Consider the following 18,190-nt stretch of genomic DNA (forward strand, 5'->3'; position numbering starts at 1 on the left):
CGCGTGCACAACGACGACCCGAAGCCGTTCGTGTGGACCGCCACAGCCGAATCGATCCTGGCCAAGGTCCGACGTGGACGAGTCGCCCTCCAGCAAGTGGCTAGTCAAAACTGAGACGGAACACTAGTGTGTAGTCCGTTCGTCCACTGAGGACCTCGAATGGCGTCTGGTAACCGAGCGCCGGATGGATCCTTTGGCGATTATAGTACAGTTCGATGTAGCGTGCAATAGCGTCTCGGGCAAGACTCTTCGTCGGGAACGCCGTACGGTTGAACATCTCATTCTTCAGACTCGCGTTGAACGACTCGGCGAGCGCGTTGTCCCAGCAGACTCCGGTGCGACCGACCGATGAGCGTAGCCCTACTGCGCGCAGTTCCTTACGGTACTCGTGCGACATGTACTGGGCGGATTCAACCGGTGGTTGCAACACCGGGTTGTTGGAGCGATCGTAGGTGTTCGTCGAGGGCTTCGGCTGGAGTCTTCCAGTCGAGGGTTTTCCGGGGTCGGCTGTTGAGGGCGTGGGCGACGGCGTTGATCTCGTCGGCGCTCCATCTGGATAGGTCGGTGCCTTTCGGGAAGTACTGCCGCAGCAGCCCGTTGGTGTTCTCGTTGGTGCCGCGTTGCCAGGGGCTGTGTGGGTCGGCGAAGAACACCGGGACGCCGGTTTCGACCGTGAAGCGTGCGTGCGCGGACAACTCCTTGCCGCGGTCCCACGTCAGCGACCTGCGCAGCTGCTCGGGCAGTGTCGTGATCGTCTCGGCGAGGGCTTTGCTCATCGTGATCGCCCCGTAGCCGGCGAGGGCAGGGCCGTTCTTCGTCCGCGGGATCACCCCCCAGCCGGCCTCACGAGGCAGGTGGACCAGCATCGTGAACCTCGTCGTCCGCTCGACCAGTGTCCCGATCGCGGAGCGCTGCAAACCGATGATCAGATCACCTTCCCAGTGCCCGGGGACGGCACGGTCGGCGACTTCAGCGGGCCGTTCACTGATCAGCGTGCCGCTGGTGACGTGCGCCCACGCGCGTTGTTTCGCGCGGGCTCGGGGAACGCGAAGCGCCCGCCCGGTCCGCAAGCAGGTGACGAGTTCGCGCTTGAGGGCACCACGGCTCTGGACATAGAGCGCCTGGTAGATCGCCTCGTGGCTGATGCGCATGGACTCATCCTCCGGGAACTCGACCCTGAGCCGGCGGGAGATCTGCTCCGGGCTCCACCCGGTCGTCCATGCCCGATCGGCCCGGTGGGGTTTGTTCCGGCCCTTCCACTGCGGGCCCTGCGGGCCGGTGACCGGCCGGCCGTCCGCTGTCAGGATCGCACCGGCAAGCCGTTGCTGGACGTACTCTCGGAGCCGCTCATTGGCCAGCAGCTTCGCGGTCTTCGGCCGGCGGGCTCGACGTTCTGCATGCCACTGCGCGGTCGAAGCCTTGTAGTCCAACCGGTACGTCCTGGTCGAGGCGTTGCGCCGCAACTCCCGCGAGATCGTCGACGGGTCCCGGCCGAGCCGACGTGCGATCTCCCGAACGCCCATGCCTTGCGCCCGCGACAAAGCGATGTCCTCTCGTTCGCTGAACGACAGATAGCGGCCCGACACCGTCGGCGGCAACGCAGGATTCACGCCGCCAGCGTGCCGGAACCACCGGAACCCAACAGGCGACGACACACCCGCCACCGCGGCCGCATCCTCGGTCATCACACCCGATCGGATCGCAGCCCAAAACTTGACCCGGTCCTCACGCCACGCCACCGTCGGCCGTCCCGGCGAAGGAATCTGACCCCGATACTCCCGAACCCGCTTCTGCCTCGGCCCAATACCCATCGCTCCACCTCTCCGACAAGGTGTTGCGACGACCGGTTGAATCCGCCCTGGCTGCCGCGATCAGAATGAAAGATGGCACCTTCCGGGATCGTGATGTTACGCGCGGCCATCTTCACCGCGTCGGTGACGAGTTCGGTGCGCATGTGATCCGCGACGGCCCACCCGACGACAGCCTTGGAGTAGCAGTCGATCACCGTGGCCAGGTACATCCCCCCACCTGACGCCTCACGGACGCCTTTTCCACAGTCGCTCACCACGGTCGCGTCACCGCTCCCGCAGCATGTGGCGGTTTGAAGCCTCCCCCCGCAGGGCGGCTCCGAAGGGCCAAAGTCCTTAGTCCTTCATCTGCCATGCAGCACCGCGTTCAGCTACCAACTACCTCAAGCAGCCTCCCGCGTTCGTGGCACACCTTTTTTCAGGAACTCATTCTGCATACGCAGCTCACGGTTCTCGCGTTCGAGTTCCTTCAACCGCGCCCGCTCCGGCATCGCCAGGGGCTGTTCTTCCACAGGGTGACTCTTCCTATACGCGTTGACCCAATTACCGAGGGTGCCTTCCAGCAGGCCGAGTTCCCGCGCGACGACCGCGATCGGACGCGACGTCTCGATCACCATCTTCACCGCCTCGTCGCGGTACTCCTGCGAGTAGGTCCGCTTCTGCCTTGCCATACCCATCTCCATCCCAGACCAAGATCATATTAGATCCGCTGTCCGGAATCCTCGGGGCACCCCAGCGGCCATTATGCGCTGCCGCTGCTCTCCCAATCCGTCGATACTCAACCGGACCTCATCCCCGTACGTGAGGTAAGGGAACAGGCCGGACATCGCCACTCCCTGCGGCGTTCCGGTGTTGATGACGTCTCCAGGATCGAGCACCATGAACTGGCTCAGGTGGTGTACGAGCTCGGCGACGCTGAAGATCATGTCGGCTGACGTCGAGTCCTGTCGTGGCTCGTCGTTAACCCAGGAGCGCAATCTCAACGCTTGTACGTCGGGAATGTCCTCGGTCGGGATAAGCGAGGGACCTAGCGGGTTGAAGGTCTCGCAGCATTTGCCCTTCGACCACTGGCCGCCCGACCGGTCGATCTGGAATGTCCGTTCGGAGACGTCGTTGGAGATGGTATATCCCGCAATGCAGGACCTGGCTGCATTGATGTTGGGCAGGTATCGGGCGGTGGCGCCGATGACAACCGCGAGTTCCACTTCCCAGTCGGTCGTCTTGCTGTCTGGGGGGAGCTTCACGTCGTCGGATGGCCCAACCACAGTGTTGGGATGCTTGAAAAAGACGATCGGCTGGTCGGGTGGAGCATCGCCGGACTCCGCGGCGTGAGCGGCGTAGTTCTGGCCGATGCATATCACGGCGCCCGGTCGCGCCACTGGAGCCCCGATGCGTTCACAGCTGACGTCGACCTCGAGGAGTTCGCCGGCGCGGAGGGCGTGACGCACGCGGGCGATGCCGCCGCCGGACAGGAACGAGCCGTCGATGTCGTCGGCAAGTGGTGACAGGTCGTACGTTTTCCCGTTGTCATCGATCACCACGGGCCGCTCCGCTCCGCATGGTCCTCGTCGTTGTATCTGCACGGCGTGTCTCCTAGGCGTGGCTCGGCTAACGCGGGTACGGCCGGGTAAGCGGCTGGTCGGGGTTCAGGCGCACTCCGAATCCCGGCCTTGGGGTGAGTGCGGCGGCTGGCAGTCGTCCGGCGACGGGCACCGGCTCGTCGAGTAGCAGCGGCGAGAACATCGGTATCACTTCGCTTGCTGTCGGGTGCATCATCAGGAACTCGGCGAATGGGGTGTCCGGTCGGGTGATCACGAAGTGGTACGAGTACACGCTGGACCCATGTGGGACGACCATGCGACCCCGAGTTTCGGCGAGCGCGGCGATCCGCAGCATCTCGGTCAGGCCGCCGCACCATCCGACGTCGGGCTGCACGATATCGCAGCCGTTGTCCAAGAGCAGTTGGAAGCCATACCGGGTGGCCTCGTGTTCGCCACTGGCCAGCATCATGGTTGGCGGAAGGCGGCGGCGTAGCTCGGCCAAGCCCCAGTAGTCATCGGGAAGCAGCGGTTCTTCGATCCACTTCAGGCCGTGTTCCGCGCCCACGTGGGCGAGCCGGGTGGCGTAGTCGACGGTCAAGGACATCCAGCAGTCGTACGCTAGCCAGAATCCCTCACCGACCTGCTGTCGCATTTCCCGCAGCATTGCGATGTTGCGTTCGAGACCCTCGGCTCCCTCCGCGGGCCCGTGGTGCAGTGGTAGCTTGCCGCCGATGAAGCCCATCTTCTGTGCCAGGTCGGGACGCGGTCCGGTGGCGTAGAACTGGAGTTCGTCGTGGACGGGTCCGCCGAGCAGAGCGCAGACAGGCTCTTCGCGTACCTTGCCGAGCAGATCCCACAGGGCCAGGTCGACGCCGCTGATCGCGTTGAGGACGAGGCCTTTGCGGCCGTACGCGAGGGTCGCCAGGAACATCTGGTCCCAGAGCCGGGCGAGATCGGTAACCTTCGCCCCTTCGAGGAACCGGGCAAGGTGGTGCTCGATGATCCATGCGCCGGGGTCGCCGCCGACGGTGACCGCGAAGCCGGTGGTGCCGTCCGCTGCCTCGATCTCGACGACGAGAGTGCCGAGCACGTCGATGCCGAAGGACTTGCGGCTGGCCCGGTACGCGGGGTAGCGCGCCATCGGCGTCGCAATGTGGTCGTCGATCCAGTGGCCGTCCGCCTGGTCGTGGTAGTCCGCGCCGCCGCCGCTAACGGTGTATGCCCGGACCGCGCGGATCGTCGGCAGGTCGCGCGCGGCGCCACCAGTCTGGGCCGCCGTTCTCATTCCCGTGCACCCTGCGCTTGTGCTGCCGGGCCGCCGGGGAACACCAAAATCTTGCTAAAGGTGCTGTCCCCCAGCGCCAGCCTGGTGAACGCTGCTGGCGCGTCGTCGAGGCTGGTGCGCGCCTCGATCAACCGGGACAACTCGGGCGGCGCGGTGCCGACCCACCGAGCGGTCTCTTGGAACTCGCTGGCGGAGTACGTGAAGCTGCCCACGATCGTGCGCTCATCGGTGCTCACCCGGTACGCCGCGAGCTCGACCTGCGGACTGGCCATCCCGACCAGGACGATCCGTGCTCCTAGATCGGAGCAGGCGAACGCGTCGGCCAGGGTGCCGGTCGTCCCGACGGCATCGAGAACGAGCGTGGCGGGGCCGTCGAGCATGGTCGCTACCTGGTCGGCAAGGTCGTCCGACCTCGGGTCCAGCGTGGCGAGGCCGAGGCTCGCGATCAGCTTTCGGCGCGGTGCGGACGGCTCGGTGACCACCGTCTTCGTGGCCCCCATCCGGCGTGCGGCTAGTACGCAAGCCTGACCGATCGGCCCGCCCCCGATCACCAGTACCCGGTCGTCGGCCACACAGCCACCGCGGCGCGCAGCGTGGTATCCGACCGCAAGAGGCTCTACGAGTGCGCCGTACTCCTCCGGCATCGATCCCGGCAGCAGTACGACGTTGCGTAGCGGTGCGGTCATCAGCTCGGCGAATGCGGCGGAGATCTCGGCGCTCACGCCGATCACTCGCCGCTGTCGGCAGGCCTGCTCCGTCCCCGCGGCGCAGTGCCGGCATGTGCCGCAGGCCAGGACCGGGTTGACGGTGACCAGCTGGCCTCGGACCAGAGTTGCCGTACCGCTATCTGGTCCGACCGCCACCACTCGGCCGACGGTCTCGTGTCCCATCACCTGGCCAGGCACGCGCCGTCCGTTCTCACCGGTGAATCCGTGAAGGTCGGATCCGCAGATTCCTGTGGCGGTGATCCGGAGCAGCACCTCGCCGGGTCCTGGGACGGGGTCTGGGCGCTCCTCGACAGTGAAGTCCCAGAAGTCACGCAGCACGAGTGCGCGCATGATGCCTCCTCATTGCCGGCAGGCGCCGGCCTGCCGGTCTCTTCGCTGTGGCGGTCATTGCAAGTTGACGAAGAATCCGCCGTCGACGAGCAGCTCCGCTCCGTTGATGTAGTCCGCCTCAGGCTGGGACAGCAGCCAGATCGCCCCGGCAACGTCCTCGGGGCGACCGATCCGTCCCATCGGAATCCGGCTTTCGAAGTACTGGCGCTTGCCTGGGCGTGCCAGATCCTCGGCGTTGATGTCGGTGGCGATGGCCCCGGGGAGTACGGCGTTGCAGGTGATACCGGCTGGGCCCAGGACGATGGCGAGGCACTTCATCAGGGAGCTCACGCCCGCCTTCGTGGGGCAGTAGTGCACCTGCTGCGCTCCGCCCACGTGGGCCGAGATGGATGACACGGAGATGACCCGGCCACCCTTGCCCGCGGCGACCATCCCACGGGTAATGGCCTGGGCGACCAGGAAGGCACCGCGCAGGTTAACCTGGTGCACGCGCTCCCATAGGTCGATGTCGATGTCGTAGAAGTTCGCAAACGGACAGATGCCGGCGTTGTTGACGAGTACGTCGACCGGGCCGAGGCCCTGGTCGATCTCAACCGCCATCCGCTCGACCGCAGCCGGGTCGGCGACGTCGGCTTCGACGAGGAACGGCGTTCCACCGCCAGCAGCGACCAGGCGTGCGGTCTCCTGCGCGTGCTCACGTTCGCCGGGCGGGTGGTTGATGGCGACCTGCGCGCCATCCCGGCCAAACCGCGCCGCCGTCGCCCGCCCGATTCCGCGGGCCGCACCCGTGACGAGGACGACACGGCCTTTCTGGGCGCCCTGGGGAGTGCCCGGGGTGGTCATCCGATCCTCCCGCCAGGGAAACGGTCGAGGTTAGTCGGGTCATAGAGCGGAACGATGAGGTCGGCAGTGCTGCGAACCCGCTCGTACGTCGCGATGGCCTCGGCCATGCTCTCGTTGATGCCGATGGGGTGGTTCTCCGTGACGTTGGCAAGGTGGAAGTAGGCGTCGGAGATCGACACCACGCCAGCCGCCGTGTCTACCTCAACGACCATGGAGGCCCGGTGATGCACGCCGCACCACCAGGTACGCAGCCCGGGCGCGATCTCATCCTGATCGGCGAGCAGCCGTACCCGGGGCCACGCGGTGGTGACCAGGTGTACCAGCACGTCATCCGGGATGGACGTGGCGCGGTTGTCGTGCGGGTGCTGGTGGGTCGTGTGAAAGTGCACCCATCCCCGCTCGGTGAGGCAGATCTGGGCGTTCGGGAACGCTGCCACGTTGCTCACCGTGTATAACTGCAGCGGGGTGAGCAGCACGTGGGTCACCTCGTCAGGCGCCACTCCGTGCCGAGCAAGCTGGTCGAGGACGAACTCACCGGGCTCGCGGTGCATCACGGCGCGCTCGCCCAGGACCTGGGCCCAGTGCCGGTTCATCGGCTCGAGGTCCTCGGCCGGCCCGGTGTTGATCAGCGCCGTGACGCCGCGACCCTGGATGAGTACGACCTGGAACATCAGTGGAAACCACCGATCCCAGCCCCCCATCCAGAACAGTTCGGGACCGGGGATGTCGCTTCGGCCTACCGGTAGGGCAGTTACCCGGTATGTCTGGGTCATCGATCCCCCTCTAGGTTGTTGGTTGCCGGAGCGCCCATGGGCAAGGTGTCCGCTGTCGGCTCATCGGGTCGGTATCCGAGCAACGCCGAAAGATCACGGGCGGCTGCCCGGAGCAGCATGAGCGCCGGGTCGCCTTGTTCTTCCTCGAAGCGGATGCTCGGCACGGCGACGCTCATCCCGGCCACCGTCCGGCCGGTGAAGTCGAGCACCGGAACCCTGCGCTGACCTGGCCCAACTCCAAATTCTCGCCGGGTGCTGCCCAGACCGCGGGGATCGGTGCTGGGCAGCCCCGGACGAGTCACTCGCTGTAGGCCTCGATTTCGATAAGACGGCTGTAGGCGTGGTCGTTGCTGTCGTGGACGGTGATGCGAAGGGCGTCTGCCCGGCTGGTTGCGAAACGGCTTTCGATCACTCCCTGGACGCTGTCCCGGACCTCGGCGACGACCGTCCACGCTCCCCCGACGCGCAGTTCGAGGTCGTAATCGCGAACACCCCAGTCCCGCGCCGGATACGTGGTTGAATCGAGCGTGTAGACCTTTACCCGCGACAGCGGTACGGGGTGACTCCAGGTGGCGGTCACCGCGTCCGGGAACACCGAGGGCGTCCCGTCATTCCAGCCATTGGCACCTCCGGCTCCCCACCGGTCCGAGTTGGTGTCGCCATCGTTGAGCGTCTCGACGGACGAAGGGGCATTCGTGCTCGCTGCGGAGATGGCCGCAATTCGCATCCAGTTGTCGGTGGGTCGTAAGGACACCTGGCGGGTGTCCCCCTGCAGGGCGAAGGACATCGACCCCGCAACGCTGGTGCCCGGCTCTCGGGTCACCGTGACGGTCACCTCCGCCTCGCCGGACGCAGGCACGGTCAACCGTGGCGCGGCCAGGTCGGCTGAGTACCCCGGTGGGACCGTGAGCACCGGCTCGACCGCTACGTCGGTGTCCGTGAAGTTGTAGAGCCAGAAGGTCACCTCGGCAGGCGTGTCCGGCAGGAGCAGGATGGCCGCGGGTGACACGTCACCGACGACGACCGGGGGCGGAGCCGCGGTTGCGTCGACGATCGCGACGGCGTTGAGGTGCCAGTGCGCTCCGGGCACGCTCGACACGGCCAGATCGACCGGACGGCCCGCATCGCCGCCGTCCAGGAGGAACCGGATCCACTGGAACTCACCGCCGCGGAGCCGGCTGCTGCGGCCGAGCTCGACACCGCCGGAGCGGACGATCGTCGGTTCCGAGCCCGCGGCCGCGTCGCCGACCAGGAGGTACGTGTCGTGTCGGCCGGCCGGAACCGCGATGCGCAGCGTACGCGCCACCGCGTCGTTGCAGAAGTCCCGGCGCAGGTCGTCCGGGCCGCCGCGGTCCCGCGACTGCGGGGTGCCGCCGACCCACCCGTACCCGCGCTCGGCAGACCACGAATCCCCAGGCGACAGGGGTGCGTAGCCACCGAATCGGGGCGAGCCCGACGGCCCGGCGTCGAGTGCCAAGTGACACAGCGGGGGTGCCGGCGCCACGGCGAAGCGGACCCCGCTGCCGCCGATGACGGGCAACCCCTTGGCGTCGACATCCACCTGCAAGGTGGTAGTTAGGCCCTCGACCGGTGGCACCACGGTCGGGACCAGGCTGGCGAACTGCCGAGCGGGCACGGCGGTGCCCGCCGGTCGGGCGGACCAGCCGTCCGGCACGTCGACCCGCGCGGTGAGGGCGAGCGTGTCCGGAGACGCGTTGCCCGCCGTCATCGGCACCCGGGTCGGCCACCCACCGAGCAGCAGCCCGGCCGACGGGGGGCTCTCAATCTGCACCCATCGGCGTTCGCTGGCCAGCAGCCGGCTCAGACCGAAGTAGTAGCTGACGATGCTGTCCCGCCAAGCCGTTGCCTGCAGTACATGGCGGTCGAAGGTAGCCAGGATCTCGGAGAACCGCCGGCTGTTCACCTTCGACTCGAGGCCGCGCCAGGTTTCCCGGTACCGGTGGACCGCTTCGAGGCCCCTGAAGTGCGATTCGTAGATGTGGTCGATGACCGTCCGTCCGGACTTCAGCCGGTGCTGGTAGTCGACGTGGTGCATGAACAGCAGCAGCTCGTCCGGGCAGGTTGACAGATCCTCGTAGGTCCGCCGCCACGGCTGGTGGTACAGGCCGGTGAAGCCGGTGCCGGTGGCCACCGTCCGGTCGAAGCCGGTGCCGTGCTCGTCGGACTTGTGCGCCGATTGTGACGCCCGGGGGTCCGGGGCGTAGTGGTCGCCGGCCGCCGCCACCATGTTGCCCACGCCCAGCGGCGATGTGTAGTCCTCGAACGTCTTCCACGAGCCGAGCAACATCTCGGTCAACGGCTCGGTGACGCCCGCGCCAGGCCCGAAGGTCAGCTCGACCCATTCACGCGCCAGGTCGGCCGGCGCCTGCGCCGGGTTCCACAGCAGCCGGCCGTAGCCGTGGGTGTTGGCGGCGGCGAGGTGGCTGCCGGTCCAGTTGCGGTCGTCGCCGAAGTTGATGACGCCTGCGGCCCCGCAACGCGAGTAGCCGAAGGCAGTCCCGTCGACGATGCGGGCGGCCGTGGTCCCGGGCCCCTCGGCGTACGTGTCGAAGTCCAGTACCTGCCGCCACCACGTCGGCAGGTAGCACAGGTCGCTGTCGTGGCCGGTGTGTTCCTGCGTGACCTGCAGCTCGATCATCATGTTGGTGTCCCGCATCGCGCCGAACAGCGGGTGCACCGGTTCGCGGATGTGGAAGTCGACCGGGCCGTACTTGGCCTGCAGGATCACGTTGTCGTCAAAGGCGCCGTCGAGCGGCTTGAACGTGTGGAAGGCGTCGGTCGACACGTCGCCGTCGCGGCTGTCGTACACGAACGCGCGCCACATGACGATCCCACCGTGCGGGGCGACGGCCCGGGCCAGCATATTGGCGCCGTCGGCGTGGGTTCGGCCGTAGTCGGTCGGCCCGGGCTGGCCTTCCGAGTTGGCCTTCACCAGGAAGCCACCGAAGTCCGGGATCGCTTCGTAGATCTGGTCCGCCTTACGCCGCCACCAGTCCTGCACCCGGGAGTCCTGCGGATCGGCGGTGTCCAGCTCGCGCAGCGCCAACGGGCTGGCGAAGTTGGCCGACAGGTGGAAGCGGATCCCCCAGGGCCGCAACGCCCCGGCGAGCGCGGCCAGCCGCGCAATCATCTGCGGGGTCAGGAACTGCGGGTTGGCGTTGACGTTGTTCACCACCGTCCCGTTGATGCCGAGGGAGGCCAGCGCCCGGGCGTAGTCGGTGTACCGGGGGTGCAGCTCGGGCAGCTCCTGCCAGCGGAAGATGGAGCCGCCCGCGTAGCCGCGCTCGACCGTCCCGTTCAGGTTGTCCCAGTGGTTGACCAGCCGAAGCGGATTCGTCGGCCGTTCCCTGATGTCCATCCCGGCGATCGGGAGGTTGCGCTGGAGCCGGCGCAGCAGCGCGAACGCCCCGTACAGCACGCCCTTGCCGCTGGTGGCGGCGACCACGACGTGCTCGCCCTGTGCAGTGCGGACGGTACGCAGCAGGTAACCCTCGGCGCCGACCCGTTCCACGTCGCCCCGCGTGACCAACTCACGGACCAGCGGCGAGCCGGCCCACGTCCCGATGACCAGCGACCTCGGGCCCGACGGCCGGGCAAGCACCGGAACCGGCCGGCCGAGCAGGATGCCCAACGCGTGGCCGAGCTCGCCGGCCGCGGACCGGATGGCCGGCTCGGCCTCCGCGACGGCCAGTTCGCCGAGGCGGGCCTGGTAGTCGGCGAGCCGGTCGGGGTCGGTCACCGGTCGGTAGCGCAGCCACATCTCGTACCCGTCCTCGGCGGCGGGCTCGGCGGCCAGGGCGGCGGCCGAGGCGGCAGACGGGGCGGTCGACAGGCCGAGAGCCGCGGCCCCGACGGACGCCCCGGCGACCTGAAGGAAGTTTCTGCGGGTGAATGCGGTGCCCATGGGCGGGAACCTCCTAAGGGGTCGGGAATGGGGCGGCGGCTATGCCGTGAACGCTTCGATCTCGATCAGCCGGCTGTAGTCGTTGCTGTTGCTGGCGAGCACCCGGATCTCCAGCAGGTCGGCGGCGACGGTGTCGAACCTGCTCTCGATCACGCCCGCCACGTTGCCGCGGACCTGGGCGAGGGTGCGCCCTACGCCGTCGACTCGGGCCACCACGTCAAAGTCGCGCACCCCCCACTGGGCCGCGGGGTACGCCCGCGAGTCGAGGGTGTGCACCCGGACGCGGGAGATGCGGACGGGGTGGGACCAGGTCGCGGTGACCCAGTCCGGGAAGGCGCCGTCGGTGGCGTCGTTCCACCCGCCGGCGCCACCACCGCCCCAGCGTTCCGGGTCGGTGTCGCCGTCGTTGAGGTTCGCCGGTGACGACGGGGCGTGGGTACTCGATGCGGCCATCGCCGCGATCCGCACCCAGTTCTCGCTGGGTTGCAGCGGCACGGTCAGCGACTGGTCGCCGACGATGAGCCGGGACTCGGTGGCGGTGAGGTCCGTGGTGGTCCGGGTGAGGGTCACCGTCAGCTGCGCGTCGCCGTTGGCCGGGACGGTGACCTCAGCTGGCGCAGCGGCGGTGTAGCCGTCCGGCACGCTCAGGACCGGGCGCAGCGTCAACGGGTCGTCGGTGTAGTTGCGCAGCCGGAACACCACCGGGGTGGGCTCGCCGGGCAGCAGCACCGGCGCGGCGGGGGTGGCGTCCACGATGACGTACGGCGGCAGTTCGCTGTCCTGCTCGCCGAGGGTAACGACGTAGGCCGAGCTGGCGTCGTGCCACGGGATGTCCACGTCCAGGGTGTTCCGGTCCGGGCTCAGCTGCTGCTCGCGCACCACCTCGGGCTCGGTTAGCTTGGCCCGGTCCGGGATCCGCTCCACGCGCACCCGGATCCGCCCGTTCTTCACCAGGCTGCGGTGGGCCCCGGCGATGCCATCCAGGGTGAGCCGCACCGTGCCGAGGTCACGGCCGTCGCCGCGCTCGTTGCCGAGGACGATCCGGGCCTGCCCGCGCGCGTGGTCCATCCCGGCCACCGCATCGACCGCGCTGCCGGGCCGGGTCGACACCAGGTTTCCGGTGATGGCGGCGTACCGCTGGTAGGCCCACCAGCGCCCGTTGCGGAACAGCTCGTCACCCTCCTGCGTCAGCAGACCGTCAAGCTGCGGGAAGGTGCAGCAGGAGCCGTAGATGGCCAGCACGGCGTACTCCACGCGGGCGCGCTCGAGGCGCGCGACGTACCAGGTGTTGTAGCCCGGATCCAGTCCACCGCTGGAGGGATACTCGTTGATCTGCAGCGGCATCCCGGAGAGGCCGCGCTCGGCGAGCAGCGTCCGGGCCAGAGCGGCCTGGTTCACCGGGTCCCGGCCGGGGATGAGGTCGTGCCAGCTCAGGATGTCCGGCGCGGTGCCGGAAGCGACGACCATGTCCAGCCACCGGTCCATCCGCCAGGACTCGTCGGTGACCGTGAGCCGGGTGAAGGTGGGGCCGACGATGCGGGCTTTGGGGTCCAGCGCGCGGATCTTCCGCACGCCGCGGCGCCACATCTCCTCGTACTGTGCCTTTGGCCGCGGGAAGTACACGTTGCCGAAGTCCGGCTCGTTCCAGATCTCGTACTGCACCTGATTGGGCCGCATGTCGGCGCCCTTGACGTCGTTGACCACCTGGATGAGGAACGCCTCCCAGTTGGACCAGTCGCCGCCGTCGCCCGGGTACGGGTCGGTGGGCTTGAGGCTGACGCCCTCCGCACCCCACAGGTCGCTGAGCACGATGCAGTACTCGGCGTTGAGGGGTCCGCTGGCGACCCGCTGGAAGATGTCGCGGGTCATCGCCCAGCGTGGGGCGTACCCCTGGTAGCCGCCGGCGCTCCACCCGCCGCCGGGCAGCGCCGAGCCGGCGCCGCGGAACAGTTGCGGCTTCAGCGGTCGCAGCAGCGCGTCCGACGGCTGAATGCCGTCCTGGCTCAGTCCGTGCAGAAAGCCGGTCGCCGCGTAGGTGGGCTCGCCCAGCACCTGCCCGAGGTCGACGCGGACGGTGTCGCTGGGCCCGTCGGCAGCCGCCGCCCGGGCCAGGGCCGCGGGGACGGCAGCGCCGAGGATGACGGCACCGCCGGCGCGCAGGAACATGGCGCGGGAGATGGGGCGCCCAGACAGGGGGGCAGGGTCAGCTTCGTGCGCTGTCATCGCGGCACTCCTGGTTCGTCGTGGTCGTGGATGTTTGGCGGCTCACCGTGACCGGACACCACGGCGCGGATCGCCGCGGCCGGCACCTTGGGCCGGCGTTCCGCGGTGAGCAGGCCGTTGATCTCCTGCTCCGTGTCGGTGAGCTGCGTGTAGCAGAAGCCGGCGAGCACCGGGCTGCGGTCCAACGCGCCGAGTAGATCCCGCAGCCGGCGCAGGAAGTCGTTGCCGTCTCCGGCACGCGAGTACATGACGTGATCGGGGGATTCGTGCGGGGTGAAGCCGATGCCGCCGAACTCGGTGACCATCACCGGTCGCCCGGCCAGTTCTGCGGGTGGCAGCAGGATCCGCGCGGATCCGGGTCCCCAGCCGGCCACAGTGGCCTCGACTGCCCGCCGGTCGCCGTACCGCTCGGCGAGTTCCGCGCCGGTGGACGCGTAGTCGTGGACGCCGATGATGTCGCCGACTCCGTGCTCCCAGCCGTCGTTGGCCACCACCGGCCGGCTGGGATCGAGCGCGCGGGTCAGGTGGTACAGCGCCGCCGCGAACGACCGCTGGTCGTCTCGGCTGGCGATCCAGCGGACCCCCCAGCTCTCGTTGAGCGGCACCCAGGCGACGATGCAGGGGTGGCTGCGGTCCCGGGCCACCACCTCGATCCACTCTCGGGTGATTCTGGCCAATGAGCGGGCCGAGAACGTGTAGGCGCTTGGCATTTCGGCCCAGACCAACAGGCCGAGCCGGTCGCATGCGTGCAGGAACCGAGGGTCCTCGACCTTCTGATGCATCCGCAGGCCGTTGAAGCCGAGTTCCTTGATCAGGGACGCCTCCCGGTACAGCGCAGCGGCGTCCGGGGCGGCCAGATGCGACTGGGGCCAGTACCCCTGCTCCAGCACCATCCGCAGGAAGTAGGGCCGGCCGTTGAGCAGGAACTGGCCGCGGTCGACGCCGACGCTGCGGTACCCGAAGTAGCTGCGCACCTCGTCGACCGGGGCGGCGGAGGTCTCGCCGCGCCCCCGCACGCGAATCGTGGCATCGATGAGCGCCGGGGTCTCGGGCGACCATAGGATGCCATCGAGGTCTTGGTCGTGTCGGCCGGCCGGGATCGCCACGACGGTCTCCACGTCCTGGTCGGCGCAGGGCACCGCCTGGCTGGTTAGCACCTCGCCACGGCAGGTGAGGGTCAGCTCCAGCGAGGTCCCGGGATCGGGGGGCCGGTTCACGGTGACCTGGACCGTGACTGCCGCGTACTCGAGGTGCGGCGTCCACTGGACGTCGGTGATGTGCAGGTCCGGCACGTGTTCCAGCCACACCGGCTGCCAGATGCCGGTGGTGCGGTGGTACCACACATTGTGCGGCTCCAGCCGCCAGTCCTGCTTGCCGCGCGGCTGCCCCACGTCGCCGAGCCGGTCTGCGGCACGGACCACCAGCACCTGCTCATCGCCGGGCTCGAGCAAATGGGTTACGTCGACCGAGAAAGGGGTGTGCCCGCCCTCGTGCTCTGTGGCCAGGTGCCCGTTGACCCACACCTGCGCGTGGTGGTCGACCGCCCCGAAGTGCAGGATCACCCGCTGGTGGCCGGGCGCCAGCGGGCCGAACGTCCGGCGATACCACAGGACCGGGTGGTCGCCCGGGTCGTGCACCTGGGACTGCTTGGACTCGGGCGGATACGGGACCATGATTTCCCGGTCGAACGGGACGTCGGCGGCGTACCACTGTTCGTCCAGGCCCCGATCGTCGTCGTCGAAGCGGAACGACCACAGCCCGGTCAGGTCGCACCAGTCAGGCCGGGTCAGCCGCGGGCGCGGATGAAGCGTCGCGTCGGCCATGCTCACCGTTCTCCGGTCGCCGACGTCGCCGCCCGCAGCGCGTGCAGGTAGGCGTAGCCGGTCGTCACCTCGGGTTCGAGGTAGCTGCCCTCGGTCCACTCGTTCCAGGCGTTGACGGTGAGGTAGGGAGCGCCGCTGTCGCGGGCCAGGCGCACCGCATCCTGGACCGCGGCGCCGAACTGCTCGGCGGTGTTGTCGACCACGACGGGTAGCCTGGGCCAGGTGCTCACCACCAGTTCGTCGGCCTGGTCAACGCGGGCCGTGGAGTCCCAGCCCATTGTCACGTTCGGGGCGTACGGCACCGACAGCTGCGCCGGCTCGGTCTGCCACGACCGCTGGGCGCGCTCCCGCCACTGCGCGTACGGCACGGACAGGCCCTGGTCCAGCGGTAGGACGTGCAGCCAGTTGTAGGGGGTAAAGCTGTCCACCCCGGCCTCGCGCAGCCGCTCGCCGTCGCCGTCGGTCAGCGAGACGCCGCCCACGCAGGTCAGGTGCAGCTCGCCGACGCCAACCCGGCGGGCCCGGGCGCGGAAGTCGGCCAGCACCTCACGGACCTGCGCCCAGCCGCCCATCCAGTCGACGAACAGCCCGAACTGGTGCCAGGAGAAGTAGGCGCCGCCGGCGACCCGCCAGTACCGGGGGTGGGACAGGTACCGCTCGAGCAGGTGGTTGGAGAGAGCGACGAACTCGTCCGGGGTGACCTTCGCCGGTGCCAGGAGCGTGGGCTCCTCGCCGACCTTCGCCGGGAATACGTCGGTCCAGTCGTGGTTGGCCCAATGCAGCGCGAACCGGACGGGCTGATCCGGACGGGCAAGGTAGCCCCGATCTAACGCGCCATTGAGGAAGTCGGCGTCCTCGTACCAGTACCAATCGAACAGGAATGCATCCACCCCATGTTCGGCCGCGACCCGGGTGGTCCGGGCCAACATGTCCGGATCGCTCTCGTCGACGTACCCCCACTCGGGCACCAGGGGCTGGCGGTGCCCGGCGAACCGCGGCCGCGCGGCCTGGACCAGTTCCCACTCGGTGAAGCCCGGGTGCTTCCACCGGTCGTTGCGCGGGTCGGCGTGCCAGGAAGGGAAGTAGAAGACCGCGACTTCCGGGCGCCCCGCCGGCTCGATGTTAGCCATGCGTACGAATGCCTTTCGATCGTCGTAGGGTGAGGCGGTCACTTGAGGACGCCGCCGGTCAGACCGCGCTCGAAGAACCGCTGCAAGCCGAGGTACAGCAGCAGGATCGGCGCGGCAACCAGGACCGACGCTGCGACCACCTTCGCTTGGTCACCGCCGTAGAAGGACGAGAAAAAGGTGGGGATCTGCGTGATCGCCTGCCGTTGCGGGTCCTGCAAGAACAGCAGCGGAAGGAGGAACTCGTTCCAGGCGGCCAGGAACGACCACAGGGCGATGACAGCCGCGAGGGGGTGGCTCAGTGGGAGCACGATCCGCCACAGCACGGCGAACGTGCCGCAGCCGTCGACCTTGGCCGCGTCGAAGATGGAGTCGTCTAGGTCGGCCAGGAAGTTGCGGGACAGGAGCACGCAGAACGGCACGCCCCCGGCGGCCAGCGGGAGGATCACCGCCCAGTAGGTGTCCAGCAGTCCGAGCCGCTGGACGGTCAGGAAAAGCGGCACCAGGATCATCACCGCCGGCAGGGTGAGTGTGGCCAGCAGAGCGTAGAAGAGGAACTCCTTGCCCCGAATGCGCAGCTTCGCGAACGCGTACCCGGCCAGCATCGTGCAGACGTAGGTGAGCGCGATCGACCCGAGTCCGATCAGCGCACTGTTGACGAAGAACTGGGCGAAGTTCGGCTCGCGCAGCACGGTGACGTAGTTGTCCAGCCCGTCGCCGCGCAACGAGCTACGCACCATCGCCACGAGCGGCAACAGGTACGGCAGCGCGATGACGGTGACGAGCAGTTGCGCGCCGATGCGGGACGGCAGCGACCGGAACTCAAACACGGGTTACCTCCCCGCCCATCCGGTACCGGCGCATCTGCCAGACCGTGAACGCCAGGGAGATGAGCAGCAAAATCACGCTGAGCGCGGCTCCGTAGCCGGCGTCGAACCGGGTAATCGTCGTTTCATAGATGTAGGTGGGCAGGAACTCGGTGGCGTCGGCCGGGCCGCCGCCGGTCACCAGGAAGACGACGTCGAACGTCTTGAGCACACCCATGACGCCGAGGATGAGCAGGGTGACGTGCGTGCCGCGCATCATCGGCGTGATGATGCTGAGCAGGATGCGTCGGTTGCCGGCCCCGTCCAGGCGGGCGGCCTCGTAGATTTCCGGGTCGATCTGGGTGAGCCCGGCGTAGTAGAGGATGAAGCTGAGCCCGGTCCACTGCCACACGTTGATGGCGATCAGCGAGTAGAGGGCCAGGTCGGGGTCGGCCAGCCAGGACTGGGCCAGGGCGCCGAGGCCGACCGCGCGAAGAGACTCGTTCAGCGGGCCGTCCGTGGCCAGGATCTCCCGAAAGACGGGCGCCATCACGGCCGTCGCCAGCATCGTTGGCATGAAGATGATCACCTTGTATACGGTCCGGCCGTGAATGCGTGAGTGCAGCAGCACCGCCGCCACCAGCCCGATCGCCATCTGGATGACGATCGCCACCGAGAAGATCAGGCTGTGTTTCAGCGCCATCCACAACACCGGGTCGCGCACGGCGGTGGTGAAGTTGTCTATCCCGACAAACTCGACCTGCGGGCTGATCCCGTCCCACTCCACCAGGCTCAGCCAGAACGTGTACCCGACGCTGAAGTAGACGACACCACCGACGAGGACCAGGGCGGGGAGCAAGTAGAGGTAGTTGCCCACGGCCGGCGGGCGCACCCGGCGGCCCGGATGACCGCGGCGGGTGGGCGGGTGGGCGGCGGCCTCCGCGCCGCCCACCTCGGTGGGAGTAAGCATGGCTGGCA

Annotated in this window: 15 protein-coding genes and 2 pseudogenes; 1 reads left to right on the forward strand and 16 read right to left on the reverse strand. The window is 68.3% G+C overall.

Going from position 1 to position 18,190, the window contains the following annotated elements; all coding sequences use genetic code 11:
• Positions 1 to 114 (forward strand): annotated as a pseudogene (locus KBX37_RS21525) (IS630 family transposase); the annotation flags it as partial.
• On the opposite strand, the gene KBX37_RS21530 reads toward KBX37_RS21525, so the two are convergent.
• From KBX37_RS21530 to KBX37_RS21600, 16 genes and pseudogenes are all read right to left on the reverse strand, one after another.
• The gene (locus KBX37_RS21530) at positions 101 to 397 is read right to left on the reverse strand and encodes an integrase core domain-containing protein (RefSeq protein WP_210777726.1); all 297 of its coding nucleotides are present in this window, start codon (positions 395 to 397) and stop codon (positions 101 to 103) included. The pseudogene KBX37_RS21525 and the gene KBX37_RS21530 overlap by 14 nt on opposite strands.
• Positions 398 to 410: 13 nt before the next feature.
• Positions 411 to 1,811 carry an IS30 family transposase gene (locus KBX37_RS21535; RefSeq protein WP_210777727.1) on the reverse strand — a complete coding sequence of 467 codons (1,401 nt, stop codon included), beginning with the start codon at positions 1,809 to 1,811 and terminating at the stop codon, positions 411 to 413.
• Positions 1,812 to 1,861: 50 nt separating this feature from the next.
• Positions 1,862 to 2,035: pseudogene (locus KBX37_RS34660) on the reverse strand (DDE-type integrase/transposase/recombinase); the annotation flags it as partial.
• A 156-nt stretch (positions 2,036 to 2,191) separates the two neighbouring features.
• Positions 2,192 to 2,479, reverse strand: coding sequence for a transposase (locus KBX37_RS21540; RefSeq protein WP_210777728.1), 288 nt, complete (start codon positions 2,477 to 2,479; stop codon positions 2,192 to 2,194).
• 24 nt (positions 2,480 to 2,503) lie between these two features.
• Positions 2,504 to 3,349 carry a fumarylacetoacetate hydrolase family protein gene (locus KBX37_RS21545; protein WP_307849148.1) on the reverse strand — a complete coding sequence of 282 codons (846 nt, stop codon included), beginning with the start codon at positions 3,347 to 3,349 and terminating at the stop codon, positions 2,504 to 2,506.
• A 67-nt stretch (positions 3,350 to 3,416) separates the two neighbouring features.
• Positions 3,417 to 4,634, reverse strand: coding sequence for an L-rhamnonate dehydratase (gene rhmD / locus KBX37_RS21550; protein ID WP_210777730.1), 1,218 nt, complete (start codon positions 4,632 to 4,634; stop codon positions 3,417 to 3,419).
• Positions 4,631 to 5,692 carry a zinc-binding dehydrogenase gene (locus KBX37_RS21555; RefSeq protein WP_210777731.1) on the reverse strand — a complete coding sequence of 354 codons (1,062 nt, stop codon included), beginning with the start codon at positions 5,690 to 5,692 and terminating at the stop codon, positions 4,631 to 4,633. Before KBX37_RS21555 ends, rhmD begins: the two co-directional genes overlap by 4 nt.
• A 54-nt stretch (positions 5,693 to 5,746) precedes the next feature.
• A complete protein-coding gene (locus tag KBX37_RS21560) occupies positions 5,747 to 6,535 on the reverse strand; it encodes an SDR family NAD(P)-dependent oxidoreductase (RefSeq protein ID WP_210777732.1) in 789 nt (262 codons plus the stop codon).
• Complete coding sequence (locus tag KBX37_RS21565; RefSeq protein ID WP_247658629.1) at positions 6,532 to 7,206, reverse strand: hypothetical protein; 675 nt, start codon at positions 7,204 to 7,206, stop codon at positions 6,532 to 6,534. Before KBX37_RS21565 ends, KBX37_RS21560 begins: the two co-directional genes overlap by 4 nt.
• Before the next feature lie 98 nt (positions 7,207 to 7,304).
• Entirely contained in the window at positions 7,305 to 7,517 is a 213-nt protein-coding gene (locus KBX37_RS21570; protein ID WP_210777734.1) for a hypothetical protein, read from the reverse strand.
• Positions 7,518 to 7,606: 89 nt separating this feature from the next.
• Positions 7,607 to 11,233 (reverse strand): alpha-glucuronidase family glycosyl hydrolase, encoded by a 3,627-nt coding sequence (locus KBX37_RS21575; protein ID WP_210777735.1) that lies wholly within the window; start codon positions 11,231 to 11,233, stop codon positions 7,607 to 7,609.
• 39 nt (positions 11,234 to 11,272) lie between these two features.
• A complete protein-coding gene (locus KBX37_RS21580) occupies positions 11,273 to 13,399 on the reverse strand; it encodes a hypothetical protein (RefSeq protein WP_210777736.1) in 2,127 nt (708 codons plus the stop codon).
• A 53-nt stretch (positions 13,400 to 13,452) separates the two neighbouring features.
• A complete protein-coding gene (locus KBX37_RS21585; RefSeq protein ID WP_210777737.1) occupies positions 13,453 to 15,279 on the reverse strand; it encodes a glycoside hydrolase family 2 protein in 1,827 nt (608 codons plus the stop codon).
• 2 nt (positions 15,280 to 15,281) lie between these two features.
• Entirely contained in the window at positions 15,282 to 16,409 is a 1,128-nt protein-coding gene (locus KBX37_RS21590; protein ID WP_210777738.1) for a glycoside hydrolase family 99-like domain-containing protein, read from the reverse strand.
• Between the two features lie 38 nt (positions 16,410 to 16,447).
• Complete coding sequence (locus KBX37_RS21595; RefSeq protein WP_307849149.1) at positions 16,448 to 17,236, reverse strand: carbohydrate ABC transporter permease; 789 nt, start codon at positions 17,234 to 17,236, stop codon at positions 16,448 to 16,450.
• Positions 17,229 to 18,182, reverse strand: a complete 954-nt coding sequence (locus KBX37_RS21600) for a carbohydrate ABC transporter permease (protein ID WP_210777739.1) — start codon at positions 18,180 to 18,182, stop codon at positions 17,229 to 17,231. Before KBX37_RS21600 ends, KBX37_RS21595 begins: the two co-directional genes overlap by 8 nt.
• Between the last annotated feature and the right edge of the window lie 8 nt (positions 18,183 to 18,190).

It is taken from the genome of Micromonospora sp. U56, from assembly GCF_018070095.1.
Classification (GTDB): domain Bacteria; phylum Actinomycetota; class Actinomycetes; order Mycobacteriales; family Micromonosporaceae; genus Micromonospora; species Micromonospora purpureochromogenes.

What these genes read in the sequence shown, in the direction of transcription:
- KBX37_RS21560 (WP_210777732.1), bottom strand. Translation starts at nt 6,535, where the DNA reads ATGACCACCCCGGGCACTCCCCAGGGCGCCCAGAAAGGCCGTGTCGTC.
- KBX37_RS21555 (WP_210777731.1), bottom strand. Translation starts at nt 5,692, where the DNA reads ATGCGCGCACTCGTGCTGCGTGACTTCTGGGACTTCACTGTCGAGGAG.
- KBX37_RS21600 (WP_210777739.1), bottom strand. Translation starts at nt 18,182, where the DNA reads ATGCTTACTCCCACCGAGGTGGGCGGCGCGGAGGCCGCCGCCCACCCG.
- rhmD (WP_210777730.1), bottom strand. Translation starts at nt 4,634, where the DNA reads ATGAGAACGGCGGCCCAGACTGGTGGCGCCGCGCGCGACCTGCCGACG.
- KBX37_RS21535 (WP_210777727.1), bottom strand. Translation starts at nt 1,811, where the DNA reads ATGGGTATTGGGCCGAGGCAGAAGCGGGTTCGGGAGTATCGGGGTCAG.
- KBX37_RS21565 (WP_247658629.1), bottom strand. Translation starts at nt 7,206, where the DNA reads ATGTTCCAGGTCGTACTCATCCAGGGTCGCGGCGTCACGGCGCTGATC.
- KBX37_RS21580 (WP_210777736.1), bottom strand. Translation starts at nt 13,399, where the DNA reads ATGTTCCTGCGCGCCGGCGGTGCCGTCATCCTCGGCGCTGCCGTCCCC.
- KBX37_RS21575 (WP_210777735.1), bottom strand. Translation starts at nt 11,233, where the DNA reads ATGGGCACCGCATTCACCCGCAGAAACTTCCTTCAGGTCGCCGGGGCG.
- KBX37_RS21530 (WP_210777726.1), bottom strand. Translation starts at nt 397, where the DNA reads ATGTCGCACGAGTACCGTAAGGAACTGCGCGCAGTAGGGCTACGCTCA.
- KBX37_RS21590 (WP_210777738.1), bottom strand. Translation starts at nt 16,409, where the DNA reads ATGGCTAACATCGAGCCGGCGGGGCGCCCGGAAGTCGCGGTCTTCTAC.
- KBX37_RS21585 (WP_210777737.1), bottom strand. Translation starts at nt 15,279, where the DNA reads ATGGCCGACGCGACGCTTCATCCGCGCCCGCGGCTGACCCGGCCTGAC.
- KBX37_RS21540 (WP_210777728.1), bottom strand. Translation starts at nt 2,479, where the DNA reads ATGGCAAGGCAGAAGCGGACCTACTCGCAGGAGTACCGCGACGAGGCG.